This window comes from Streptomyces sp. CNQ085, assembly GCF_022614595.1.
GTDB lineage: Bacteria > Actinomycetota > Actinomycetes > Streptomycetales > Streptomycetaceae > Streptomyces.
Genome location: NZ_JAJFAU010000002.1, coordinates 22,033 through 47,553 on the forward strand (window position 1 = coordinate 22,033; position 25,521 = coordinate 47,553).

Below are 25,521 nucleotides of genomic sequence, written 5' to 3' on the forward strand. Positions count from 1 at the left end.
CCCGTGCGGCGGCGCGTTGCCGTGGCGGTACACCAGGACGTCCCACGGGTGTCCTCGGACGTCCCGTAACGTCCCGGAACAACCCCCGTACCCCGAAGAACCCGTGATCCCGCGGTCAGCACGACGCGGCCGATCCCGGTCGAGGAGGCGTCGACGTGCCCGAGACCACGCCCGAGACCCATGTCATCCAGTACCGCGCCGCGGAGCAGTTGCTGGCCGCCCGCGATCCCAGGGGCGCGCTGAAGCTCCTGGAGTCCGTCGTCACGGCCTTCCCGGAGAAGACGTCCGTCCGCTTGCTGCGCGCCCGTGCTTTCTTCCTCAGCGCCCAGCTGCGCGCCGCCGAGGAGGAGTTCCAGGTCGTTCTGGAGCGCGAGCCGGACAACTCCTTCGCGCACTTCGCCCTCGGTCGCACCCTGGAGCGCGCGGGCCGCGACGAGGAGGCGCTGCGCCACTTCCGCCTGGCGGCGGCGCTGGACCCCCGGCCGGACTTCTGGGAGGCGGCCCGCTTCGGCGACCGCGCCGCCTGACCGCCGTCCTCCGCCCGCCGGGGGAGGGCAGTCGGATGCCGCCCCGGGCGCCGGGGAAGAATGGGCGGTGGGCCCGGCTCCGTCCACAGCGCCGGGCCCACCGCCCACACCCGCCCCGACCCTGGACAGCCCGTGCCGATATCAACCCTCCGCCCGGTCTCCGCCTCCGTTCTCGCGCTGGGCGCCGCCCTGTTCCTGACGGGCTGTGAGTCGGTCGACCTCGAAGTCCCGTCCCCGGGGCCGGAGTCCGGACCGTCCGCCGGACGTGCCGTCAGCCCGCTGGAGAACGAGGAGGGCACCGATCCGGGACTGGCGCCGGTCTCCTCCGCACAGGGCCGTGAGAGGGCCCGCGAGATCGTGTCGGAGCTGGCGACCAAGGGGCGCGGGCCCAGGACGGGCTACAACCGCGACGAGTTCGGCTACGCCTGGATGGACACCGCCGATGGAGTGCCGCTGGCGCGCAACGGCTGCGACACTCGCAACGACCTCCTCGCCCGCGACGGCGAGGAGCTGCGATTCCGCTCCGGCTCCGACTGCGTGGTCATCGCCATGACGCTGGCCGACCCGTACACGGGCAAGGAGATCGCCTGGAGGAAGCAGGACGCCGCCGAGGTGCAGATCGACCATGTGGTGCCGCTGTCGTACGCCTGGCAGATGGGCGCCGCGCGCTGGCCGGAGGACAAGCGCGAGCGGCTCGCCAACGACCCGCTGAACCTGCTGCCGGTCGAGGGCCGCGCCAACTCGGTCAAGGGTGACTCCGGTCCGGCCTCCTGGCTGCCGCCGAACAAGCCGGTCCGCTGCGCCTACGCGGTGCGCTTCGCGCAGGTGGCCCTGGAGTACGAGATGCCGGTGACGGCCGCGGACAAGGAGACGATGCTGCGGCAGTGCGGGGGCTGAGGCCCGCGGCGCGGGAAGGGGGGCCGTGGCGGGCGGTCTGGCGGAGAGGGCCGGTTTTCCCCAGCATGAGGGTGTACCCGACAGCACCCACCGGCACCGTCCCCACCGGGAGGAACCATGAGACGCCCGCCCGTCCCCACGACCGTCCTGGCGTTACTGGCGGCCTTGGCCACCGTGCTCCTGGGCGCCCCCACCGCTTCGGCGGCGCCGACCGCCGTGCGCGGCGGCGACGTACTGTACGACGACCGGGGCCGTTACTGCGTGGTGGCCTTCAACGCCCGCCGCGGTAGTGAGTACCATGGCATTCTCGCGGGCCACTGCATGGGGGCGACGGCCGCCACCTGGTACGCCGACGCGGCGCGGACCGTACCGGTCGGCACCACCGGGGCCGGGAGCTTCCCCGGTGACACCTACGGGGTCATCCGCTACACCAACACTTTGCTGGCCTACCCCGGAGAGGTGAGTCTGGGCGGCGGGGCCGCCCGGGACATCACCGGGGCCGCCTCTCCCCGCGTGGGCCAGTCCGTCTGCCACATGGGCCGGGTCAGCGGGCTGCGCTGCGGCACGGTCAACGCGGTCAACGTCACGGTCAACCACCCCGGCGGCACTCTCCACGGGCTGTTCAGATCCAACGCCTGCTCGGAGGTGGGCGACGAAGGAGGCCCCGCCTTCTCTGGCACCACGGCCCTCGGCATCATCGTGGGTGGCAGCGGCAACTGCGCCTTCGGCGGCGTCACGTACTACCAGCCCGTCACCCAGATCCTGGCCGCGCACGGGCTGACTCTCTACTGAAGCCCTCGGACGCGGCCGTGACCGTCGTACACCGGCAGGCAACCGGCCGGGGGCGAACCGGCCGGCCTTCTCGCAGGAGACCGTCGTCCGCGCGGACGACGCCGCGGGCGGGCGGTGTGCGCGGACGGGTCAGCGGGTCGCGGGCGGCGGCAGGTGACCGCACAGCCGCGGGCAGACGACCATCCGCCCGGCCGCGGTTCCGGACCGCGGGCGTCCGGTGTGTTCCCTCCCGGCAGCCGGACGGCACCGCGTCCGGAGGGGGCGCCGGTGGAGAAGTCCGTTGAGACGGCAGAGCCGGTGCGGGGATCGGGACGGGGAACGAGGGGAAGGCGACACCCTCACACCGTATCGGCCCCGGCCCGCCTCCGGGCGCGCCGGGTGGGGACCCGCGCACCGGCCGAGCGGAGTGCGGGACTTCCGCCGTGCCGGCGGACCGCGTCGGCCGACACGTGGCCGCCCGGAAGAGGCTCGCCGGGACGCACGGTCACGAGACCCTCGCCGTCCACCACGTACCGGAACGACTGCCGGGTCCGCAGGGGCATGCCGGGGGAGGTGGTCTGCCGGACAGTGTTCCCGGAGGCGAAGTTCCCGGAGGCGGAGGGGGCGCTGCGCACGGGCGTGTGCTCCCCGGAATCCGCCGGCCGTGCCGAGGCGCCATGTTCGGCCCGGCCGATCGGACGGTCTGGTGCGAAGGGCCGGTTCCCCTCAGAATCGGGGCACCGGCAATACCTGCCGGTGCCGTCCCATCGGGAGGAATCATGAGACGTCCGTCCGTACCCCCGACCGTTCTGGCGTTACTGGCGCTCCTCGCCGCCGTGCTCCTCGGCGCTCCCGCGGCCTCCGCCGCACCCGCGCCGGCTTCGACCACCGTGGGCAGCGGCAGCCTGCTGTACAGCAGCGACGGCCACCGCTGCAGGGTGTCCCTCAACGCCCGCGGGGGCAGCGAGTACTACGGGCTCGTCCTGGGGCACTGCATGGGGGCGACGGCCTCCACCTGGTACGCCGACGCGGCGTGGACCGTGCCGGTCGGCACCACCGAGGCCAGGAGCTTCCCCGGTGACGACTACGGGATCATTCGTTACACCAACACCTCGCTGTCCTACCCGGGCGGGACGGGGTTCACGGGAGTCTCCAGCCCCTCGGTCGGCCGGAACATCTGCCATCAGGGCTCGGCCACCGGGCCCCGGTGCGGCCGGGTCACCGCGGTCGGCATCACGATCGACTACGGAGGCGGCCCCGTTGACGGACTGTTCGTCTCGAACGTCTGCTCGGATTATTTCGACAGAGGTACCCTCGGGTTCTCGAACACCAGGATCCTCGGCATCATCGTGAGTGGCAGCGGTAGCTGCGACTTCGGCGGCGTCACGTACTACCAGCCCGTCCTCCCGGTCCTGGCCGCGTACGGGCTGAATCTGTACTGAGGCCGGTGGTCCACCGGGAGGAGCGGCTCGGGGCATCCCGTCCGGGCGGGAGCCCCTGGCCCCGGGGCCTGTCCGGACGCACGGGACTTACGCCGCGTCGGCCGGGAGCGGTGCCGGTATCCTGCCTCCGTGGCTGAGGAAGAGGCGGGGGCGGCCGGCGGGCCCGGGGACGTCCCGGGGAACGGGGGGCCGGCCGCGACGACACAGGCGCGGGCGGACGAGGTGGGCGCCGTGCGGACGGCCTACGAGCCCGACCCGGACGGCGACCCCGACCCCGGAGAGATCGTCTGGACCTGGGTGCCGTACGAGGAGATGGACGGACGGGGCAAGGACCGGCCCGTTCTGGTGGTGGCGCGTGAAGCGGCCGGCACCCTGCTCGCCGTCCAGCTCTCCAGCAGACGGCGGGACGGCGAGCACGACTGGGTACCGCTGGGCTCCGGCCCCTGGGACCGCTCCGGGCGGGACTCGTGGGTGGACCTGGACCGGGTGCTGCGTGTTCACCCGCAGGGCATGCGGCGCGAGGCGTGCGCACTGGACAGGGCGAGGTTCAACCGGGTCGTGCACAGCCTCCAGCGGCGGTACGGCTGGCGCTGACCCGGGCGCATACTGGCCCGATACGGCACGACCGACCCACAGTACTGCCGGTGGATCTTCACCGACCCGGCCCGGCAGGGGCCGGAGCCGTGGGACGGCGTGCGCCGGGTGGTGGTCGCGGGGTCGCCACGCCCGCTTGGTCTCCAGCCCGCCGCCGCTCTCCACCGCCCGGTGGCACGGAACCACGATCGGCAGCGGGTTGGACCCCATGGCGGCACCCACAGCGCGGGCCGTGCCCGGCTCACCGACGCGGTCGGCCAGGGCCCTGGTGGCCGCCTCCGTGCCGTACGGCACGGAGGCGCCGGGATCCCGCGGCGGGGCGGGCTGCGGGGCGGTCAGGAGGCGGAGGAGGGGAGCCCCGCCTCCCGGGCCTCTTCCGGCGCTGTCTCCTCCACGCCGTCCCGGACGACGTCCGGGTAGTTGGAGATGATCCCGTCCACGCCCATGGCGGCGACCCGGCGGGCCGCCTCCGCGCTGTTCACCGTCCAGGTGAAGACCTCCAGCGGCTTGCCGTGGGGACCCTTGAGCGCGTGGACCTGCCGTACGTACTCCTCGGTCAGGGTGGTGTGGGGCGGGTTGATCTGGTCGCTGAACCGCGCGTACCGCGGCAGTTCGCCGACGGCGGGGGTGCCCAGGAAGCCGGTTCTGACGGCCGGCGCCTGATCGTGCACGGCCCGCACCGAGTCGGCCCCGAAGCTCTGGATGACCAGCCTGCTCCGTACGTGCCGCTGGTCCAGCCAGCCCTCGCCGCGCAGCTCGCCCAGGATGTCGGCCTCGATGCCCGGGTAGAGCTCGGGCCGCTTGATCTCCAGCAGCAGGTTCTGGCCGGTGCGGTCCAGATGCCGCAGGTACTGCTCCAGGGTGGGCACCCGCTCGCCGGCGTACAGCGGGTCGAACCAGCTTCCCGCGTCCAGCCGGGCGATCTCGGCGGCGGTGAAGTCCGCGACTCTCCAGGGCGCGCGGCCGGGGAAGACCTCCTCGACATCGGTGGTGCGGCTCAGAGTGGCGTCGTGCATCACGACGAGTTCGCCGTCCCTGGTGCGCTGCACGTCGTTCTCCACCCACGTGACGCCCAGGGCGCGGGCGGCGTCGACGGCGGCCAGGGTGTTCTCGGGCGCGTAGCCGGAGGCCCCGCGGTGCGCGACCGGGACGGGGGGCTGCGCCGCCGGAGCGGCGGCCCGCGGGGTGTCCTCCGGTTCGGCCCGGGGAGCGGACTGGGCGGAGGCGGCGGACAGGACGAGCGCGCAGAGGCCGGCGAGTGAACCGGTGACGATGGCAGCGGGGCGCAGGGACACGGGGGACTCCTCACGTCTTCGGTGCGCTGGTCCCAGAAGCATTCCGGCATCGGCGGCCGGTTACATGGGCGGGGAGTGGACAGAACCTGAACGCTTCACGGAAAGTCCCCGCCGGCGGCCGTACGGCCGGGAATCACACACCACCACCGATGTCGGTGGAGGGACGTAACGTGGGGGACATGCGGCCCCAGACCCAGATCGAACGCAGGACGGCGCCCTTCGAGGTCGTCAGCCCCTACCAGCCCAGCGGCGACCAGCCGGCGGCCATCGACGAGCTGGCCGGGCGCGTCACGGCCGGCGAGAAGGACATCGTCCTGCTGGGCGCGACCGGCACCGGCAAGTCGGCGACCACCGCGTGGATGATCGAGAGGCTCCAGCGGCCGACTCTGGTGATGGCGCCGAACAAGACGCTCGCCGCCCAGCTCGCCAACGAGTTCCGTGAGCTCCTGCCCAACAACGCCGTCGAGTACTTCGTGTCGTACTACGACTACTACCAGCCCGAGGCGTACGTCCCGCAGACGGACACCTACATCGAGAAGGACTCCTCCATCAACGAGGAGGTCGAGCGGCTGCGCCACAGTGCGACGAACTCGCTGCTCACCCGGCGCGACGTCGTCGTGGTCGCCTCCGTCTCGTGCATCTACGGCCTGGGCACGCCGCAGGAGTACGCCGACCGGATGGTGTCGCTGAAGGTCGGGGAGGAGATCGACCGGGACACGCTGCTGCGCCGCTTCGTCGACATCCAGTACACCCGCAACGACATGGCGTTCACCCGGGGCACCTTCCGGGTGCGCGGCGACACGGTCGAGATCTTCCCGGTGTACGAGGAGCTGGCCGTCCGCATCGAGATGTTCGGTGACGAGATCGAGGCCCTCTCCACGCTCCATCCGCTCACCGGCGAGGTCGTCTCCGAGGACCGGGAGCTGTTCGTCTTCCCCGCCTCCCACTACGTCGCGGGCCCCGAGCGCATGGAGCGGGCCGTCGCGGGGATCGAGGCGGAACTGGAGGAGACCCTCGTCCGCATGGAGAAGCAGGGCAAGCTGCTGGAGGCGCAGCGGCTGCGGATGCGGACGACCTACGACATCGAGATGATGCGGCAGATCGGCACCTGCTCCGGCATCGAGAACTACTCGCTGCACATCGACGGCCGTGAGAAGGGCTCGGCGCCGCACACTCTGCTCGACTACTTCCCCGACGACTTCCTGCTGGTCATCGACGAGTCCCATGTCACCGTCCCGCAGATCGGCGCCATGTACGAGGGCGACGCCTCGCGGAAGCGGACCCTGGTCGACCACGGTTTCCGGCTGCCGTCCGCGATGGACAACCGGCCACTGAAGTGGGAGGAGTTCCAGGAGCGCATCGGGCAGACGGTCTATCTCTCGGCGACCCCGGGGCAGTACGAGCTGTCGCGTTCCGACAAAGTGGTGGAGCAGATCATCCGCCCCACCGGCCTGGTCGATCCGGAGGTCGTGGTCAAGCCCACCGAGGGCCAGATCGACGACCTGGTGCACGAGATCCGCACCCGCACCGAGAAGGACGAGCGCGTCCTGGTCACCACGCTGACCAAGAAGATGGCCGAGGACCTGACCGACTACTTCCTGGAACTGGGCATCCAGGTCCGCTACCTGCACAGCGACGTGGACACGCTGCGCCGGGTGGAGCTGCTGCGCGAGCTGCGCGCCGGCGAGTACGACGTGCTGGTCGGCATCAACCTGCTGCGCGAGGGACTGGATCTGCCGGAGGTCTCGCTGGTGGCCATCCTCGACGCCGACAAGGAGGGCTTCCTGCGTTCGGGCACCTCCCTGATCCAGACCATCGGCCGCGCGGCGCGCAACGTCTCGGGCCAGGTGCACATGTACGCCGACAAGATCACCCCGTCGATGGCCAGGGCCATCGACGAGACCAACCGTCGCCGGGCCAAGCAGATCGCCTACAACGAGGCGAACGGCATCGACCCGCAGCCCCTGCGCAAGAGGATCGGCGACATCGTGGCGACGATCGCGCGCGAGGAGGTCGACACCCGGGAACTGCTGGACAGCGGCTACCGCAAACCGGGTGCGGGAGAGGAGCGCCGGGCCAAGGCCCCGGTGCCCGACCTCGGCCGTGCGGCCGGCGGAAACGGCGACGGTGCGCGGGGCGGAGGAGGCGGGAGCCGGGGGGCCGACGGTCCCACCGACCGGCCCGCCACGGAACTCGCCGAACTCATCGAGGAGATGACCGAGCGCATGCGGGCCGCGGCGGCCGAGCTGAAGTTCGAGGTGGCCGCCCGGCTGCGTGACGAGGTCGGCGAGCTGAAGAAGGAGCTGCGGCAGATGCGGGAGGCGGGCCTGCGGTGAGACGAGGGCGCCACGGGGCGGCGGGGCAGGGGGAAGTGTTGCAGGAACGACACAAAGCCCGGCCGCCCCGTCCTCGCCGCCGACGGCGGTGCGTAGGGTTCGTGGCGGTCGCCCCGGACGGCGGCCGATCGCAACGGCTGGAAAGAGGGGAACGCACGTGACGGTCAACTTGTCCAAGGGACAGGCGGTCAGCCTGCAGAAGTCCGACGGGGGCACCCTGACCGCGGTGCGGATGGGGCTCGGCTGGCAGGCGGCCCCCCGCCGCGGACTGTTCGGCCGGCGCACCCAGGAGATCGACCTGGACGCCTCGGCGGTGCTCTTCGCCGGTCAGCAGCCGGTGGACGTCGTCTTCTTCCGCCACCTGGTGAGCGACGACGGCTCCGTGCGGCACACCGGTGACAACCTCGTCGGCGGCGCCGGGCAGGGAGGCGACGACGAGGCGATCCTGGTGGACCTCCAGCGGGTTCCGGCCCATATCGACCAGATCGTCTTCACCGTGAACTCCTTCACCGGCCAGACTTTCGCCGAGGTGCAGAACGCCTTCTGCCGGCTGGTGGACGAAACCAACGGTCAGGAGCTGGCGCGCTACACCCTCACCGGCGGCGGCCGGCACACCGCGCAGATCATGGCCAAGGTCCACCGCCAGGGCGAGGGCTGGCAGATGACCGCCCTGGGCACTGAGGCCAACGGCCGCACCTTCCAGGACCTGATGCCCTCGATCACACCCCTCCTGTAGGGCGCGGCGAGGCCGCGGGAGGACCGGGCCGGGCCGGGACGGAGCACAGCGGAACACACGCGGGAGGGGACGCGGCGACGGCGGCGGAAATGGTCCGGGGGCGGAGTCCGGCGCGGCGCGCGAGCCGCCCGCCACGGGTCCGCAGGGCGTCGCCCCGGCGGCGCCGGACCGACCCGCCGCGTCGACCCGGTACAGATGGCGGTGCGCACCCGTGCCGACGACGCGCTCCCGCCGGACGTGAACACCGCCGGGCAGTTGCCCGATCATCCACGGCTTCGACGACCGTGCCGTCACCCGGCTGCGCTACCTCGCGGACGAAGGGCCCTCCGTCGGGGTACATCTGATGATGGTCGCCGACCGGGAGGAGACGCGGGAGGGGAGTACGGCCCCGTGCCCGACCCGCTGTGGCGTTCGCCGCTGAGTGTCATCCCCGTACCCGACGATCACCTCGCCGATCTCCGGGTCGCTCACGCGTGGACGTACGAGCCGCCTCCGCCGCCCCCGGGCAGCCGGACCCTCTCCCGGATACCGGGGCGGGTGGCCCAGGCCCGCCCGCGGCACGGGCGCTGACAGAGCAGGTCCGCACCCTTCGCTTTGCCTTTTCTTGGCGCTGCTTTACTCTTCCTCGAGCGGAGGGGAGTACTCCCGTATGCGGCGTTCCCGTCAGTACGGGCCGGGTGTGACCGGCCCCGGGGCGCCGGCCCGCGGGCCATCGTGCCCCGGGCGGAGGAGACCTCCGGCAACCGGAGCCGGAGGATTCCTGCATGGATGTTTCCACGACCACCTGGGTGCTGACGATCGTCGGTCTGTGCGCCCTCATCGCCGTCGACTTCTTCATCGGCGGACGCAAGCCGCACGAGGTCTCCATGAAGGAGGCCGGCACCTGGACGATCGTCTGGGTCGTCCTGGCGATCCTGTTCGGCGCGGGTCTGTACGCCGTCGGCGAGAGCCGGGCGGCGGGCGAGTTCGCCGCGGGCTACATCACCGAGAAGTCGCTCAGCGTCGACAACCTCTTCGTCTTCGTCCTGATCATGGCGAAGTTCGCGGTGCCCACCATCTACCAGCAGCGCGTGCTGATGGTCGGTGTGCTCATGGCCCTGGTGATGCGCGCGATCTTCATCGCGGCCGGTGCCGCGCTGATCTCCACCTTCTCCTGGGTCTTCTTCATCTTCGGCGGCTTCCTCATCTGGACGGCCTGGAAGCTGGTGCGCGAGGCCCGCGCCGAGGAGCAGGGCCACGAGGAGGAGGCGTACGAGGAGAACCGCCTGCTGAAGCTGGTCGAGCGGCGCTTCCCCTCCACCTCCCGGTACCACGGCACCAAGCTGTTCGTCGTCGAGAACGGCAGGCGGCTGATGACGCCGATGCTGATCGTCATGCTGGCCATCGGCAGCACGGACCTGCTGTTCGCCCTGGACTCCATCCCGGCGATCTTCGGTCTGACCCAGGACCCGTACATCGTCTTCACCGCCAACGCCTTCGCCCTGATGGGCCTGCGCCAGCTCTACTTCCTCATCGGCGGACTCCTCAAGAAGCTGGTGCACCTGTCCTACGGGTTGTCGATCATCCTCGGCTTCATCGGCGTCAAGCTGGTGCTGCACGCCCTCCACGAGCAGGGCGTGCACGTCCCGGAGATCTCCACCCCGGTGTCGCTGGCCGTCATCTGCGGTGTTCTGGTCGTCACCACGATCACCAGCCTGCGCGCCTCCCGGAAACTGGGGCGCGAGGAGGAGCAGGCCGCGCCGCGCGGCTGACCCGGTACGTCCCGAAGCGGCGGTACGGCCGGGCCCCGCGCCCGGCCCTACCGCCGCCGCGCATCAGCGCACCACCACGACCCGCCGCTCCCGCCGCTCGCCGCTCACGGCCACCGCCACGGTCACCGTCCCCGGTCGCAGCCCCGTCAGGGTGCCCGCCACCGGGTCGAGGAGGGCGACACAGCCCGCCCGGGCCCGCGCCCGCCCCGCAGCCTTGGTGCACAGGCCCCGCGAACCGGTCCAGTCCGCGCTCAGCGGCCAGCCCACCGGCACCGTGCGCGTCGCGCTCCCGCCGCCCTGGACGACCGCTGCGGACACCCTCGCCGGTGCACCGCCGACCGGCACGGTCCCGGGCGCGGTAAGGGAGAGTCCGTCCACATGGGGGCGCGTTTGGACCGAGATCCAGTCCTGGCCGGAGCCCTTGTCGATCCCGACCAGGGACCAGCCGCTGAAGCCGCCCTCACCGGCGGGCGCGGCCGGCGCCTTGCCCGCGTTGCCGTTGACCAGGTACGGCACACCGTCCACCCGGGAGGAGTGGAAGACGCCGGCATGCGCCCCGACGAACACCGCTCCCTTGCCGGTGCGGCGGCGGAAGCCGCCGAGCCAGTCCTCCAGGAGGTCCGCCTCCAGCCGGTCGGTCAGCCGGCTGCCCCGCTGCGGGGTCGGATCGCGCGGCGGTACGTGGGCCAGTACCACGACCGAGCCGATCGCGTCGTCCTGCGCGGCGGAGTCCAGGCGCTCGCGCAGCGCCAGGATCTGCTCCCAGCCGCCGCCGCGCAGGGTCAGCGAGGAGGTGTCGAGGGTGATCAGGCGCGTGCCCTCGTGGTCGAAGGAACGGTGGGTGTCGCCGAACTCCGCGCGGAAGTTCCCGATGGAACCGCCCATCACCTCGTGGTTGCCCGGCACGTAGTACCAGGGCACCTCCTCCCCCAGTTCCTCCTCGAGCACCCGGCGGGCGAAGGCGAGGTCCTCGGGCGAGCCCTCGTCCACCCAGTCGCCGTTCACCACGGCGAAGTCGGGCCGGGCCGCCCGCACCTCCCGCAGGGTGCGCCGGGCCATGCGCACCGCTTCGCCGCCCGGATCGCGGGCGACGAACTGGGCGTCGGAGACCACCGCGAACCGCCAGTCGCGCCCGGCCGTGTCCGCGGCCGTCGAGATCAGCGGGTCCCGGTGGGGTCCGGCGGCGGGCAGGTCGACGTCCGGCGGGGTCCGGGCCGTCAGTCCGTCCAGGACGACCTCTCCGCGGTAGAGCTCGCCGGGCCGGGTCTCGGCCAGATAGAACCGCCGGACCTTCAGCGGATGGGTGACGCTCTCGGGCACCTCGAAGATGATTCGTCGCCAGCCGGTCCAGGTGACGTGCGGGCCGCGCAGTATCTGCGAGGTCCCCTCGGCGTCGGTGAGGTGGAGCGAGGGCCATGCGCCGTGGCCGTCGCCCTTCAGCCACAGGGTGAAGCTCTGCGGCTGGCCGGTGACGGGGATCCGCTCCGGGGGGTTGGCGTAGGCGGCGCGGGTCGCGGTGGACCGCGTGAAGTCGTACTCCATCCGCAGTCCGGCGCCCTCGTGCCCGGCGAGGTCGGCGGACAGGGAGCCGGAGGCGCGTGCGGCGCTGAAGGTCCACCGTCCGGCATCGTCGAAGCGCGCCACGTCGCGGTCCGTCAGGCCGATGGTGACGGCCAGGACCGTCTTCTTCCCCGCGACGGTGGCCCGGACCAGCCCGGAGGCGGACCCGCCGCCGCCGGTGGCGGTGACGGTGAAGCCGCCGCGCGGGGGATCGGGGGCGATGCGCAAGAGCGAGCGGTCGTAGTCGAGCGCCACGTCCGAGGGGGCGATGGGGGCGCTGCGCCCCTCGGCGTCGAAGCCGGTGAAGCCGAAGGGGGCCTTGGCACCGGGCCCGGGGAGCCCGACCCGCTCCCGGGTCGGGGCGATCCGCCGCAATGGGCCCAGCACCGTCAGAGCGGCGGAGCCGCGGGCGTGGCCGCGGCGAGCGACGGCCTCGGCCGTTCCCGTCGCGCGGGCGTGGAAGACGCCGTCGCGGTCCACCCGGCCGACCTCGGGGCGGGAGCTGTGCCAGTGGGGCGCCGCATCCGCCGGACGACGCTCCGCCGGCCCGTCCGCCGGCCCGTCCGCCGGGCCGTACGTCTCGTCGTGGCCTGCGGCGGTGAGCGCGCGGGTCAGACCGGGGAAGACCCGCTCCGGGTGGCCGTCGGGGACGTTGTCCGCCGAAGGGGCCTCGGCCGGCTCCGCGGCCGTCTCCACCCAGAAGCCCTCCAGGTTCCCGCTGCCGTCGGGGGCGGTGACGGCCAGCCCGTTGGGGACCTCCCGCTCAAAGCCGTCGGAGGGGCTGTTCTCCACCCGCGGGGCGTCCGAGCCGGGCTCGCGGACGATCAGCGTCGAGGAGCCGCCGCCGTCGAGGTTGAGCGCGTTGTGGGCGCCCAGCCCGTCCATCATCACGGCGAGTTCGGTGAGGGTGACGCCGCCGGACGCGGCCTGGCGGCCGTCCACGGTCAGCACGTGCATCGTGGAGCCGTCCCGGGAGAAGCCCACGGCGGTGCGGGGAGCGGCGGTGTTGTTGGGCTGCCCGTCCCAGTTCCGCGGCTCGCCGTCCTCGACCAGCACGCCGCGTCCGCCGACCGCGGTGCGGGGCGTCTCGCCGCCGTCGGTACGCAGCCCGTACTCCCAGCTCACCGGATCTCCCGGAGCCAGCGCGGCCAGAGCCCTCGCGCCCGCGTCCCGGCCGAGCAGCACGGTTGTGCCCTCGGGCACCGGGCCGCTGCCGGGGGAGTCCTCCACGCCGGTGACCCGGCCCCCGGAGACGGTGACCTCGGTGACCTGTGACGCGCCGTCCATGGCCAGGGCGCGGTCGGCTGCGCCCCACCGCGCGTCGTAGGCACCGATGCCGTCGGCAGGGACGTTCGCGGCGTTGTAGGCGGCCAGCGACTCGGTTCCGCCGGGCAGGGTGAGGACGCCCTCGAAGTACAGACCGAGGACGCGGCCCGCGCCGTCCGCACCGAAACCGGCCGCCTCGTGGACGCCGGGGGCGGGTGAGTGGGTGATCTCGCCGTCGTCCAGGCCCGGGCCGAGCGGGGCGCCGGTCTGTTTGATGTCGAAGAAGTCGGCGTTGAAGGCGGCGATGGTGCGGCGCCCGGGGCCGGGGTCGTGCGCGGCGGCCAGTTCGGAGACGGTGGCGCGGTCGGAGACGGAGCCCGGTGACAGGTAGTCGACCCGCGTGCCGCCGTCGAGATCGACGCTGAGGGCGTCGGCGCGCAGCCACTTGTCCGGCTCCAGCCGGTCGAACGAGGTCAGTGTGGTGCCGGGCGCCACGGGCCGCACAGTGCGGGACAGCTCCATGCCGGTGCCGGTGCCGGTGCCGGTGCGTAGGGGAGGGGAGACCGGAGCGGCGGCCGGGGTGGTGGCGGGGGCGGCGGCGACCGGCGGCGCCAGTCCCAGCCCGAACGCGAGGACGGCGGCGAGAGGGACCGAGGTCCGCCCGGAGACTCTTCTGGCCTGCGACCTTCGCGACACGACATCACCCACGGACACTGCGAGGGAGCACGCGCTTTCTGCGCGTTCAGCGCCACAGGGTGGCAAGGCCGCCCGGTCCGCGCCAGAGGGCGTGCGCGAACATCGCCGGAACAACACGTTTTCCCCGTGCTTCCGCTGGACCGAATGGACGCACGGGGAACGTAGGGGGCGCATCGAGCCGGAATGCCGGGTCCGGACGTGTTCAGCCGCCGGGCCCGGCTGTTCCGGCCGTGTCAGTCGTCGGGTCCGGCGACGAGTCGGCCGCCTCGGACCTCGACCGGGACCGCGGGAAGCGGCGCGTCCGCCGGACCCGCCAGTACCTCGCCGCTGGTGGTGTCGAACAGGCTGCCGTGGCAGGCGCAGTCGGCCTCCAGTTCCTCCACCGAGGTCAGCACGCAGCCCGCGTGGGTGCACACGGCGCTGAACGCCTTGTACTCGCCCTCGGATGCCTGCGAGACCACCAGCTTCTTCTCGCGGTACAGCCGGGCGCCGCCCACGGGGACGGCATCGGCCGCGCCGAGGTCCACGGGCGCGGTCGGGACCGCCGGAGCCCGCCCGCCGCCCCCGCCGGAGCATGCGGTCAGACCGAGGCCCGCGGCCCCGGTGAGGGCCGCGCCGCACAGCACGGTGCGGCGGCCGGGCGAGCCGGGGAGGTCGCCGCTCATGGTCGCACTCTCCTCTCGGCCGCTCACGGCCTCAGCGGCAGGACGTCCTGGAGGAACTTGCCGGTGTGACTCCCGGGCACCACCGCGACGTGCTCCGGGGCGCCCTGGGCGACGACCGTGCCGCCGCCGCTGCCGCCCTCCGGACCCATGTCCACCACCCAGTCCGCGGTCTTGACCACATCGAGGTTGTGCTCGATGACGATCACCGTGTTGCCCTTGTCCACCAGTCCGGACAGCACCTCGATCAGCTTGCTGATGTCCTCGAAGTGCAGGCCGGTGGTCGGCTCGTCCAGGACGTAGACCGTGCGGCCGGTGGAGCGCTTCTGAAGCTCCGAGGCGAGCTTCACGCGCTGCGCCTCACCACCGGAGAGCGTGGTGGCGGGCTGGCCCAGCCGCACGTAGCCGAGGCCGACGTCGTTGAGGGTGCGCAGGTGACGGGCGATGGCGGGCACCGCCTCGAAGAACCCCAGCGCCTCCTCGATCGGCATGTCCAGCACCTCGGCGATGGACTTGCCCTTGTAGTGCACCTCCAGGGTCTCCCGGTTGTAGCGCGCTCCGTGGCAGACCTCGCACGGCACGTACACGTCCGGCAGGAAGTTCATCTCGATCTTGATGGTGCCGTCGCCGGAGCAGTTCTCGCAGCGGCCGCCCTTGACGTTGAAGGAGAAGCGCCCCGGCAGGTAGCCGCGTACCTTCGCCTCCGTCGTCTCCGCGAACAGCCGGCGCACATGGTCGAAGACGCCTGTGTACGTGGCCGGGTTGGAGCGGGGGGTACGGCCGATGGGGGACTGGTCGACGTGCACGACCTTGTCCACGTTCTCGTCGCCCTCCACCCGCACATGCCGGCCCGGCACCGACTTCGCGCCGTTCAGCTCGCGGGCCAGGTGGGTGTAGAGAATGTCGTTGACCAGGGTGGACTTGCCCGATCCGGAGACGCCCGTGACCGCGGTGAGCACTCCCAGCGGGAACGACACGTCGATGTTGCGCAGGTTGTTCTCCTTGGCGCCGCGGACGGTCAGCATCCGCTTGCGGTCCACCGGGCGGCGCTTCTCCGGAGTCGGGATGGCCTTCCGCCCCGACAGGTACTGCCCTGTCACCGACGCCTCGTTGGCCAGCAGCTCCTTCAGCGGGCCGCTGTGCACCACCTCGCCGCCGTGTTCGCCCGCGCCCGGGCCGATGTCCACCACCCAGTCGGAGGTCTTGATGGTGTCCTCGTCGTGCTCGACGACGATCAGGGTGTTGCCCATGTCCCGCAGCCGCACCAGTGTCTCGATCAGCCGGTGGTTGTCGCGCTGGTGCAGGCCGATGGACGGTTCGTCCAGCACGTAGAGCACGCCCACCAGGCCGGAGCCGATCTGGGTCGCCAGCCGGATGCGCTGCGCCTCGCCGCCCGAGAGCGTCCCGGCGGCGCGGTTGAGGGAGAGGTAGTCCAAACCGACGTCGACCAGGAACCGCAGCCGCTCGTTGACTTCCTTCAGGACCCGCTCGGCGATGGCCTTCTCGCGCTCGCTGAGCTCCATGGCGCTCAGGAAGTCGGCGCACTCGCTGATCGACATCGCGGAGATCTCGGCGATCGACCTCCCCTGCACCGTCACGGCCAGGACGATCGGCTTGAGCCGTGTGCCCTCGCAGGAGGGGCAGGGCACCTCGCGCATGTAGCCCTCGAAGCGCTCCCGGCTGGAGTCCGTCTCCGCCTCCGAGTGCCGGCGCCGCACGAACGGGACCGCGCCCTCGAAGGCCGTGGTGTAGGACCGCTCCCGCCCGTAGCGGTTGCGGTAGCGGACCTCGATCTGCGTGCGGTGGCCGTTGAGCAGGGCCTTCCTCGCGCGCTGTGGCAGTCCGCCGAAGGGGATGTCGGTGCGGAACCCGAGCGCGTCGGCCAGGGCGCCGATCAGCCGCCCGAAGTACTCCTTGCTGTGACCGTGCGACCAGGGGTGGATCGCGCCCTCGTCCAGCGACTTGTCCGGGTCGGGGACGACCAGCTCCGGATCCACCTCCATGCGGGTGCCGATACCGCCGCACTCCGGGCAGGCGCCGAAGGGGGAGTTGAAGGAGAACGAGCGCGGCTCCAACTCCTCGAACGACAGGTCGTCGTAGGGGCAGTACAGGTGCTCGGAGTACATCCGCTCGCGCTGCGGGTCGTCCTCGTCCAGGTCGACGAAGTCGAGGATCACCATGCCGCCGGACAGGCCCAGCGCGGTCTCGACGGAGTCGGTCAGGCGCCGCTTGGCGCTCTCCTTGACCGTCAGGCGGTCGACGACCACCTCGATCGTGTGCTTCTCCTGCTTCTTCAGCTTCGGAGGGTCGGAGAGCTGGACCGTGGCGCCGTCCACCCGGGCGCGGCTGTAGCCCTTGGTCTGCAGCTCGGCGAAGAGGTCGGCGAACTCGCCCTTGCGCTGGCGCACCAGCGGGGAGAGGACCTGGAAGCGGCTGCCCTCCGTCAGGGAGAGCACTTTGTCCACGATCGCCTGCGGGGACTGCCGGGCGATCGGGCGCCCGCACTCGGGGCAGTGCGGCTTGCCGACCCGGGCGAACAGCAGCCGCAGGTAGTCGTAGACCTCCGTGATGGTGCCGACCGTCGAGCGGGGATTGCGGGAGGTGGACTTCTGGTCGATGGAGACCGCCGGGGACAGGCCCTCGATGAAGTCCACGTCCGGCTTGTCCATCTGCCCCAGGAACTGCCGGGCGTAGGAGGACAGCGACTCCACGTAGCGGCGCTGTCCCTCGGCGAAGATGGTGTCGAAGGCGAGCGAGGACTTGCCCGACCCCGACAGTCCGGTGAAGACGATGAGGGAGTCGCGGGGGAGGTCGAGCGAGACGTTCTTGAGGTTGTGCTCGCGAGCCCCACGGACGATGAGACGGTCGGCCACGCCGATTGGCACCTTTCGTGCGGGATGTAGGGGCCGGGCACCTGCCCGGAGCCCCTGCCCAAGGGTATGGGGTAGCGCCGCCGTGGTGTCGTGCCCGGGGCGCATCACGAGCCTATAGCACATGTATTCGATTTATGGGGCTTCCTTGCCTTCTTCACCCGAAGGAGTGGCGGGGATAGCTTTGGATCATGACTGCGCCCGCCGCCGGCTCCGCCGGCCCCACTGCCAATCCCGTCGCCGACACCGCAGCTCTGCGGGAGTCCACCGACCGCCTCCTGGCCGCCGTCCGGAAGCTGGACGACACCGCCCTGGCCGCTCCCTCGAAGCTGCCGGGCTGGACCCGCGGCCACGTCCTGGCCCATCTCGCCCGCAACGCCGACGCCCTGGTCGACGTACTGGCCGACCGGCCCATGTATCCCAGCGCCGAGGCCCGTGAGGCCGACATCGAGCGCGACGCTCCCCGCCCCCTGGCGGCCCAGCTGGAGGACCTGAGCACCAGTGCCGCCCGCCTGGACGAGGCGATGGCCGGGCTTGCCGGCGAGCGGTGGGGCGCCACCGTCGAACTGCGCAACGGCGTCACCGACCTCGCCTCCTCCCTCCCCTTCCGCCGCCGGATCGAGATCGAACTGCACCACGTCGACCTCGGCATCGGGTACGGACTGGCGGACATGCCCGCCTCCTTCACCGACCGCGAGCTGGAGAACATGGCCAGGCGGTTCGCGGGGCACCCCGGTGTGGAACCCGTGGAGCTGAGGGCGGAGGACGGCCGGGTCCTGCGCACCGGCCGCGCGGCCGGGCAGGGGGAGACGGCGGTGACCGTCGCCGGCTCGCCCACCGCGCTCGTGGGCTGGCTCACGGGCCGCACCGACGGCACCGGACTCACCGCCTCCGCGGCGGACCTGCCCACGCTGCCGCCCCTCTGACACACTGATCGCCGACCGCGCCCCCTTCCGGAAGGAGCCGCACAGCCCATGCCGTACACAGGAAAAGTCGCGGTCGGCGGTCCGCCGGACGTCCACGAGCTGACCGGCCTGGTGATCTCCAAGGTCGCGGTCGGCCCGATGGAGAACAACGCCTACCTGCTGCGCTGCCGTGCCACCGGCGAACAGCTCATGATCGACGCCGCCAACGAGCCCGACACCCTGCTGGGCCTCATCGGCGAGGACGGCATCGGCTCGGTCGTCACCACCCACCGGCACGGCGACCACTGGCAGGCGCTCGACGCCGTCGTCCGGGCCACCGGCGCGCGCACCTGCGCCGGGCGCTACGACGCCGAGGGCATCCCGGTGCCCACCGACGTGTCCCTGGAGGACGGCGACGCCGTGACCGTCGGCCGCGTCACGCTCACCGCCCGCCACCTGCGGGGCCACACTCCGGGCTCCATCGCCCTGGTCTACGACGACCCCCACGGCCATCCGCACCTGTTCACCGGCGACTGCCTCTTCCCCGGCGGCGTCGGCAACACCCACGGCGACCCCGGGGCGTTCACCACCCTGCTGAACGATGTGGAGGCCAAGCTCTTCGGCGAACTTCCCGACGAGACCTGGGTCTATCCCGGCCACGGCGCCGACACCACCCTGGGCGCCGAGCGCCCGCACCTGGCTCGGTGGCGCGAACGCGGCTGGTGACGGGCCCCGCACGGCATGCGAGGGCGGGGCGCGCCGCCGCATCCCCCGCGCGCCGCGGGCCGCCAGTAAGGTGGGCGTCATGGCAGACCCCTCCAGCTACCGCCCCAGGCCTGGAGAGATCCCCGACTCCCCGGGGGTCTACAAGTTCCGCGACGAACACGGCCGGGTGATCTACGTCGGGAAGGCGAAGAGCCTGCGCCAGCGCCTGGCCAACTACTTCCAGGACCTGGCCGGCCTCCACCCGCGCACCCGTACGATGGTCACCACGGCTGCCTCCGTGGAGTGGACGGTGGTCTCCACCGAGGTCGAGGCGCTCCAGCTGGAGTACTCCTGGATCAAGGAGTTCGACCCGCGCTTCAACGTCAAGTACCGCGACGACAAGAGCTACCCCTCCCTCGCGGTGACGATGAACGAGGAGTTCCCGCGCGTGCAGGTGATGCGCGGGCCCAAGAAGAAGGGCGTGCGCTACTTCGGTCCGTACGCGCACGCCTGGGCGATCCGCGAGACTGTGGACCTGATGCTGCGCGTCTTCCCGGTGCGCACCTGCTCGGCCGGGGTCTTCAAGCGCTCCGCCCAGATCGGCCGCCCCTGTCTGCTCGGTTACATCGGCAAGTGCTCGGCGCCCTGCGTCGGCCGGGTCGACGCCGGGGAGCACCGGCGGCTGGCCGAGGAGTTCTGCGACTTCATGGCCGGGCGCACCGGCGCCCACCTGCGCCGCCTGGAGCAGGAGATGCACCGGGCCGCCGAGGGAATGGAGTACGAGAGGGCCGCCCGGCTGCGCGACGACGTCGAGGCGCTGAAGCGGGCGATGGAGAAGAACGCCGTCGTCCTCACCGACGCCACCGACGCCGACCTGGTCGCGGTCGCCGAGGACGAGCTGGAGGCGGCAGTCCAGATCTTCCACGTCCGCGGCGGCCGGGTGCGCGGCCAGCGCGGCTGGGTCACCGACAAGGTGGAGGAGGTCACCACCGCCGGCCTGGTCGAGCACGCCCTCCAGCAGCTCTACGGCGAGGAGAGCGGCGACGCCGTGCCCAGGGAGGTCCTGGTCCCGGCCCTGCCCGATCCGGTGGAGCCGCTCGCGGCCTGGCTGGCGGGCCGGCGCGGCGCGGCCGTGGACCTGCGGGTGCCGCGGCGCGGTGACAAGCGCGCACTGATGGAGACGGTGCGGCGCAACGCCCGGCAGGCCCTGGCCCTGCACAAGACCAAGCGCGCCTCCGACCTGACCACTCGCTCCCGCGCGCTGGAGGAGATCGCCGAGGCACTCGGGCTGGACTCGGCCCCGCTGCGCATCGAGTGCTTCGACATCTCCCACCTCCAGGGCGAGGACGTGGTGGCCTCGATGGTGGTCTTCGAGGACGGCCTGGCCCGCAAGAGCGAGTACCGCCGCTTCCAGATCAAGGGCTTCGCCGGCCAGGACGACGTCCGCTCCATGCACGAGGTGGTCTCCCGCCGTTTCCGCCGCTACCTCCAGGAGAGGCAGCGCACGGGCGAGTGGGCCACCGGGGAGGACCTCGCGGCGGAGGACTCCGGAACCGGGGGGCCGGGGAGTGTCCCGGACGGGCCGGCGCCGGCCGGGGAGCGGGAGGGGAACAGGCCGCCGAAGTTCGCCTACCCGCCGCAGCTGGTCGTGGTCGACGGCGGGCAGCCGCAGGTCGCCGCCGCACGGCGGGCCCTGGACGAGCTGGGGATCGACGACGTGGCCGTGTGCGGGCTGGCCAAGCGTCTGGAGGAGGTGTGGCTGCCCGGCGAGGACGACCCGGTGGTCCTGCCCCGGACCAGCGAGGGCCTGTACATGCTCCAGAGAGTCCGTGACGAGGCGCACCGTTTCGCCATCCGCTACCAGCGCGGCAAGCGGTCGCGGGCGATGAGGGCGAGCCCGCTGGACGCCGTCCGCGGCCTCGGGGAGTCCCGCAAGCAAGCTCTGGTCAAGCACTTCGGCTCGGTCAAACGGCTGCGCGCCGCCACCGTCGAGCAGATCTGCGAGGTCCCCGGCGTCGGACGCAAGACCGCCGAGGCCGTCGCCGCGGCCCTGGCGCAGGCGGCCCCGGCCGCTCCGGCGGTGAACACCGCCACGGGTGAGATCCTGGAGGACCGGGAAGGCCGGTAGGACACCGGCGATCTACAGGCGGAACGCCACAGGTGGGAGGGGGAGAGCGCGATGAACGAGCACATGGGAACGGCAGACGGAGCGCAGGTGGGCACGGGTACGAGTACGGGTGCGGTGGCCGACACCGCGGGGAACGGAGGCGACACCGCCGCCATCCCCGAACTGGTGATCATCTCCGGTATGTCCGGCGCGGGCCGCAGCACCGCCGCCAAGTGCCTGGAGGACCTCGGCTGGTTCGTGGTGGACAACCTGCCGCCCGCCCTGATCCCGACCATGGTCGACCTCGGCGCCCGCTCGCAGGGCAACGTGGCCAGGATCGCCGTCGTCGTCGACGTCCGCGGCCGCCGCTTCTTCGACAACCTGCGCGAGTCCCTGGCCGACCTCGACGCCAAGCACGTCACCCGCCGGATCGTCTTCCTGGAGGCGTCCGACGACGCCCTGGTGCGGCGCTTCGAGTCGGTGCGCCGCCCCCACCCGCTCCAGGGCGACGGGCGCATCGTGGACGGCATCGCCGCCGAGCGCGACCTGCTGCGCGAGCTGCGCGGCGACGCCGACCTGGTCATCGACACCTCCGCCCTCAACGTCCACGAGCTGCGGGCCAAGCTCGACGCCCAGTTCGCCGGCGAGGAGGAGCCCGAGCTGAGGGCGACGGTGATGTCCTTCGGCTACAAGTACGGTCTCCCCGTCGACGCCGACCTCGTCGTCGACTGCCGCTTCCTGCCCAACCCGCACTGGGTGCCGGGACTGCGGCCGTACACCGGTCTCAACGAGGAGGTCTCCCAGTACGTCTTCAACCAGCCCGGCGCCAAGGAGTTCCTGGACCGCTACGCCGAGCTGCTCCAGCTCATCGCCGCCGGCTACCGCCGTGAGGGCAAGCGCTACGTGACCGTCGCGGTCGGCTGCACAGGCGGCAAGCACCGCAGCGTGGCGATGTCCGAGAAGCTGGCCGCCCGGCTGGCCGCCGAGGGCGTCGAGACCGTCGTCGTGCACCGCGACATGGGACGCGAGTGATCGTCCGCACCCGCAGACCGCGGCGCCTGGTCACCACCCGCAGAGCCCGCGGCGGGACCCCGAAGGTGGTGGCGCTCGGCGGTGGCATGGGCCTGTCCGCCTCGCTGGCCGCGCTGCGCCGGATCACCCGCGACCTGACCGCCGTGGTCACCGTCGCCGACGACGGCGGCTCCAGCGGGCGGCTCCGCGACGAACTGGGAGTCCTGCCACCCGGCGACCTGCGCAAGGCCCTGGCCGCGCTGTGCGGCGACGACGAGTGGGGCCAGACCTGGGCCCGGGTCATCCAGCACCGCTTCGTCAGCAGGGGCGACCTGCACGAGCACGCGGTGGGAAACCTGCTGATCGTCGCCCTGTGGGAGCAGCTCGGCGACCACGTGCAGGCCCTGGACCTGGTGGGCAAGCTGCTGGGCGCGCACGGCCGGGTGCTGCCGATGTCCGCCGTCCCGCTGGAGCTGCGGGCCCTGGTGCGCGGCCACGACCCGGCGCGCCCGCGGGAGGTCACCACCGTCCGGGGCCAGGCCACCGTCGCCCTCACCCCCGGCGAGGTGCAGCAGGTGCACCTCGTTCCGCACGACCCGCCCGCCGTCCCCGAGACCGTCGAGGCGGTCCTCGACGCGGACTGGGTGGTGCTCGGCCCCGGCTCGTGGTTCTCCTCGGTCATCCCCCACCTGCTGGTCCCCGAACTCCTCCAGGCGCTCACCGAGACCAGGGCGCGCCGTGTGCTCTCGCTCAACCTCGCGCCGCAGCCGGGAGAGACCGACGGCTTCTCCCCGCAGCGTCATTTGGAGGTTTTGGCCCGACACGCCCCTAAACTCACCTTCGACGTGGTGCTGGCCGACCGGGCCGCCGTGCCCGACGAGGAAGGCCTCCGCGACGCCGCCCGGCGCCTCGGCGGCACGGTCGAGCTGGCGCCGGTGGCCGCCCCGGGAGGAGCCCCCCGGCACGACCCGGAGCTGCTGGCCGCCGCGTACGACCGGATTTTTCGAATGCATGGAAGGATCGGCCCATGGCGATGACGGCAGCGGTGAAGGACGAGATCTCCCGGCTACCCGTCACCCGGACCTGCTGCCGGAAGTCGGAGGTCTCCTCCATCCTGCGGTTCGCCGGCGGACTGCACCTGGTGAGCGGCCGCATCGTGATCGAGGCCGAGCTGGACACCGGCATCGCCGCCCGCAGGCTCCGCAAGGACATCCTGGAGATCTTCGGCCACGCCTCCGACCTGGTGGTCATGGCCCCCGGCGGGTTGCGCCGCGGCAGCCGCTACGTCGTACGGGTGGTGGCGGGCGGTGACCAGCTCGCCCGGCAGACGGGGCTGGTCGACGGCCGCGGCCGCCCGGTGCGCGGTCTGCCGCCCCAGGTGGTCTCCGGGGCCACCTGCGACGCCGAGGCCGCCTGGCGCGGCGCCTTCCTGGCGCACGGCTCGCTCACCGAGCCCGGACGCTCCTCCTCCCTGGAGGTCACCTGCCCCGGCCCCGAGGCCGCCCTCGCCCTCGTCGGCGCCGCCCGCCGCCTGCAGATCGCGGCCAAGGCGCGCGAGGTGCGCGGTGTGGACCGGGTCGTCGTCCGCGACGGCGACGCCATCGGCGCGCTGCTGACCCGGCTGGGAGCCCACGAGTCGGTACTGGCATGGGAGGAGCGGCGGATGCGCCGCGAGGTGCGGGCCACCGCCAACCGCCTGGCCAACTTCGACGACGCCAACCTGCGCCGCTCGGCCCGCGCCGCCGTCGCCGCCGGGGCCCGTGTGCAGCGCGCGCTGGAGATCCTGGGCGAGGAGGTGCCCGAGCACCTGGCCGCGGCCGGCCGGCTGCGCATGGAACACAAGCAGGCGTCCCTGGAGGAGCTGGGGGCGCTGGCCGACCCGCCGCTGACCAAGGACGCCGTGGCCGGGCGCATCCGGCGGCTGCTGGCCATGGCCGACAAGCGCGCCGCCGACCTGGGAATCCCGGGCACCGAGTCGAACCTGACGGAGGAGATGGTCGGCTGAACGGGCTCCGGGAGCCCCGGTCGTCCGTCCCGTCGTCCCCGCACACCGTGTCGCCGGGGCCCGCGGCCGGGTACCGGGGCCGCCCGGATGTCTGCCGGGTGCCTTCGCGGGTGCGCCCTGCCACCGGTGCTCCACACCGCACACGGCGGGTGGCCGATGTCACTCGCGAGCACCCGGCGCGGTAGGGTCGGAAGTGGTCGGGGACATCCCAAACAGCTTCGCCGGTGTCCACACCGGCGTACCTAGCGAGGAGATCGGTTCGTGACGATCCGCGTAGGCATCAACGGCTTCGGCCGCATCGGACGGAACTACTTCCGCGCCCTTCTGGAGCAGGGCGCGGACGTCGAGATCGTCGGTGTCAACGACCTGACCGACAACGCGACCCTTGTCCACCTGCTGAAGTACGACAGCATCCTGGGCCGTCTGAAGCAGGAGGTCAGCCACACCGCCGACACCATCACGGTGGGCAGCCAGACCTTCAGGACGATGGCCGAGCGCGACCCGGCCGCCCTTCCGTGGGGTGAGCTCGGCGCCGACATCGTCATCGAGTCCACCGGCATCTTCACCAAGCGCGAGGACGCAGCCAAGCACCTGGCGGCCGGCGCGAAGAAGGTCCTCATCTCGGCTCCGGCCAAGAACGAGGACATCACCGTCGTCATGGGCGTCAACCACGAGGCCTACGACGCCGAGAAGCACCACGTCGTCTCCAACGCCTCCTGCACCACCAACTGCGTGGCGCCGATGGCCCTGGTGATGGACGAGAACTTCGGCATCGTCAAGGGCATGATGACGACCGTCCACGCGTACACCAACGACCAGCGCATCCTGGACTTCCCCCACAAGGACCTGCGCCGGGCCCGCGCCGCGGCCGAGAACATCATCCCGACCTCGACCGGCGCCGCCAAGGCCACCGCCCTCGTCCTGCCGCAGCTCAAGGGCAAGCTGGACGGCATCGCCATGCGCGTCCCGGTCCCGACCGGCTCGGTCATCGACCTCGTGCTGGAGCTCGACCGCGAGGCCGGCAAGGACGAGGTCAACGCCGCCTTCCAGAAGGCCGCCGAGGGCCGGCTGAAGGGCTTCCTGGAGTACACCGAGGACCCGATCGTCTCCTCGGACATCGTCAACTGGCCGGCCTCCTGCACCTTCGACTCCTCTCTGACCATGGTCCAGGGCAAGCAGGTCAAGGTCGTCGGCTGGTACGACAACGAGTGGGGCTACTCCAACCGCCTCGTGGACCTGACGGTCTACGTCGGCGAGCGGCTCTGACCACGCTGCCGGACGGCAGCGCCGAGACGTGACGCGGCGGGGTTCGCGGGGCGCGAAGAAGCGGCCGGCGGCCGCCGGTACGAGGATCCGCGAGGCGCATGGGGACGGCGGCGGCGGGA

Annotated in this window: 18 protein-coding genes and 3 pseudogenes; 16 read left to right on the top strand and 5 right to left on the bottom strand. The window is 72.2% G+C overall.

Annotated elements, in window-relative coordinates; all coding sequences use genetic code 11:
- The first annotated feature begins 155 nt into the window (after nucleotides 1-155).
- The 5 genes from LJ221_RS00790 to LJ221_RS00810 all read left to right on the top strand — a co-directional run bounded on the left by LJ221_RS00790 (nucleotide 156) and on the right by LJ221_RS00810 (nucleotide 4,231).
- The gene (locus LJ221_RS00790; RefSeq protein WP_241712776.1) at nucleotides 156-527 is read left to right on the top strand and encodes a tetratricopeptide repeat protein; all 372 of its coding nucleotides are present in this window, start codon (nucleotides 156-158) and stop codon (nucleotides 525-527) included.
- 132 nt (nucleotides 528-659) lie between these two features.
- A complete protein-coding gene (locus LJ221_RS00795; RefSeq protein ID WP_374228341.1) occupies nucleotides 660-1,424 on the top strand; it encodes an HNH endonuclease family protein in 765 nt (254 codons plus the stop codon).
- A gap of 117 nt (nucleotides 1,425-1,541) precedes the next feature.
- A complete protein-coding gene (locus tag LJ221_RS00800) occupies nucleotides 1,542-2,216 on the top strand; it encodes a S1 family peptidase (RefSeq protein WP_241712778.1) in 675 nt (224 codons plus the stop codon).
- Between the two features lie 758 nt (nucleotides 2,217-2,974).
- Nucleotides 2,975-3,637, top strand: a complete 663-nt coding sequence (locus tag LJ221_RS00805) for a S1 family peptidase (RefSeq protein WP_241712780.1) — start codon at nucleotides 2,975-2,977, stop codon at nucleotides 3,635-3,637.
- A 129-nt stretch (nucleotides 3,638-3,766) separates the two neighbouring features.
- On the top strand, nucleotides 3,767-4,231 hold the full coding sequence (locus LJ221_RS00810; protein WP_241712782.1) for a type II toxin-antitoxin system PemK/MazF family toxin: 465 nt from the start codon (nucleotides 3,767-3,769) through the stop codon (nucleotides 4,229-4,231).
- A gap of 132 nt (nucleotides 4,232-4,363) precedes the next feature.
- Here the strand turns inward: LJ221_RS00810 and LJ221_RS23355 are convergent.
- Together LJ221_RS23355 and LJ221_RS00820 are read right to left on the bottom strand one after the other, a co-directional pair.
- Nucleotides 4,364-4,543: pseudogene (locus LJ221_RS23355) on the bottom strand (methylated-DNA--[protein]-cysteine S-methyltransferase); the annotation flags it as partial.
- 23 nt (nucleotides 4,544-4,566) lie between these two features.
- The gene (locus LJ221_RS00820; protein ID WP_374228342.1) at nucleotides 4,567-5,568 is read right to left on the bottom strand and encodes a glycerophosphodiester phosphodiesterase; all 1,002 of its coding nucleotides are present in this window, start codon (nucleotides 5,566-5,568) and stop codon (nucleotides 4,567-4,569) included.
- Nucleotides 5,569-5,705: 137 nt separating this feature from the next.
- On the opposite strand from LJ221_RS00820, the gene uvrB reads away from it, so the two are divergent.
- The 4 genes and pseudogenes from uvrB (at nucleotide 5,706) to LJ221_RS00840 (ending at nucleotide 10,349) form a co-directional block, all read left to right on the top strand.
- A complete protein-coding gene (gene uvrB / locus LJ221_RS00825; protein ID WP_247719453.1) occupies nucleotides 5,706-7,862 on the top strand; it encodes an excinuclease ABC subunit UvrB in 2,157 nt (718 codons plus the stop codon).
- A gap of 157 nt (nucleotides 7,863-8,019) precedes the next feature.
- Nucleotides 8,020-8,598: a TerD family protein gene (locus LJ221_RS00830; RefSeq protein WP_241712786.1), complete on the top strand. Its 579-nt coding sequence runs from the start codon at nucleotides 8,020-8,022 to the stop codon at nucleotides 8,596-8,598.
- 82 nt (nucleotides 8,599-8,680) lie between these two features.
- Nucleotides 8,681-9,168 (top strand): annotated as a pseudogene (locus tag LJ221_RS00835) (export associated protein); the annotation flags it as partial.
- 194 nt (nucleotides 9,169-9,362) lie between these two features.
- A complete protein-coding gene (locus LJ221_RS00840) occupies nucleotides 9,363-10,349 on the top strand; it encodes a TerC family protein (protein ID WP_241712788.1) in 987 nt (328 codons plus the stop codon).
- A gap of 63 nt (nucleotides 10,350-10,412) precedes the next feature.
- Here LJ221_RS00840 and LJ221_RS00845 read toward each other — a convergent pair whose 3' ends face one another.
- From LJ221_RS00845 to uvrA, 3 genes and pseudogenes are all read right to left on the bottom strand, one after another.
- Entirely contained in the window at nucleotides 10,413-13,697 is a 3,285-nt protein-coding gene (locus tag LJ221_RS00845) for a phosphodiester glycosidase family protein (protein WP_241712894.1), read from the bottom strand.
- A gap of 407 nt (nucleotides 13,698-14,104) precedes the next feature.
- On the bottom strand, nucleotides 14,105-14,536 hold the full coding sequence (locus tag LJ221_RS00850; RefSeq protein WP_241712790.1) for a Rieske (2Fe-2S) protein: 432 nt from the start codon (nucleotides 14,534-14,536) through the stop codon (nucleotides 14,105-14,107).
- Nucleotides 14,537-14,574: 38 nt separating this feature from the next.
- Nucleotides 14,575-17,406: pseudogene (uvrA, locus tag LJ221_RS00855) on the bottom strand (excinuclease ABC subunit UvrA); the annotation flags it as partial.
- Between the two features lie 188 nt (nucleotides 17,407-17,594).
- Here uvrA and LJ221_RS00860 point away from each other — a divergent pair.
- The 7 genes from LJ221_RS00860 (at nucleotide 17,595) to gap (ending at nucleotide 25,402) form a co-directional block, all read left to right on the top strand.
- Nucleotides 17,595-18,329 (top strand): maleylpyruvate isomerase family mycothiol-dependent enzyme, encoded by a 735-nt coding sequence (locus LJ221_RS00860; protein ID WP_241712795.1) that lies wholly within the window; start codon nucleotides 17,595-17,597, stop codon nucleotides 18,327-18,329.
- A 48-nt stretch (nucleotides 18,330-18,377) separates the two neighbouring features.
- Entirely contained in the window at nucleotides 18,378-19,034 is a 657-nt protein-coding gene (locus LJ221_RS00865; protein WP_241712797.1) for an MBL fold metallo-hydrolase, read from the top strand.
- Nucleotides 19,035-19,113: 79 nt separating this feature from the next.
- On the top strand, nucleotides 19,114-21,141 hold the full coding sequence (gene uvrC, locus LJ221_RS00870) for an excinuclease ABC subunit UvrC (protein ID WP_241712799.1): 2,028 nt from the start codon (nucleotides 19,114-19,116) through the stop codon (nucleotides 21,139-21,141).
- Nucleotides 21,142-21,192: 51 nt separating this feature from the next.
- The gene (rapZ, locus tag LJ221_RS00875; RefSeq protein ID WP_241712801.1) at nucleotides 21,193-22,152 is read left to right on the top strand and encodes an RNase adapter RapZ; all 960 of its coding nucleotides are present in this window, start codon (nucleotides 21,193-21,195) and stop codon (nucleotides 22,150-22,152) included.
- Nucleotides 22,041-23,168 carry a uridine diphosphate-N-acetylglucosamine-binding protein YvcK gene (gene yvcK / locus LJ221_RS00880; protein WP_374228344.1) on the top strand — a complete coding sequence of 376 codons (1,128 nt, stop codon included), beginning with the start codon at nucleotides 22,041-22,043 and terminating at the stop codon, nucleotides 23,166-23,168. The genes rapZ and yvcK overlap by 112 nt, the downstream gene beginning before the upstream one ends.
- Nucleotides 23,159-24,136 carry a DNA-binding protein WhiA gene (whiA, locus tag LJ221_RS00885; RefSeq protein WP_241712803.1) on the top strand — a complete coding sequence of 326 codons (978 nt, stop codon included), beginning with the start codon at nucleotides 23,159-23,161 and terminating at the stop codon, nucleotides 24,134-24,136. The genes yvcK and whiA overlap by 10 nt, the downstream gene beginning before the upstream one ends.
- 261 nt (nucleotides 24,137-24,397) lie before the next feature.
- The gene (gene gap / locus LJ221_RS00890; RefSeq protein ID WP_241712805.1) at nucleotides 24,398-25,402 is read left to right on the top strand and encodes a type I glyceraldehyde-3-phosphate dehydrogenase; all 1,005 of its coding nucleotides are present in this window, start codon (nucleotides 24,398-24,400) and stop codon (nucleotides 25,400-25,402) included.
- Nucleotides 25,403-25,521: the final 119 nt, after the last annotated feature.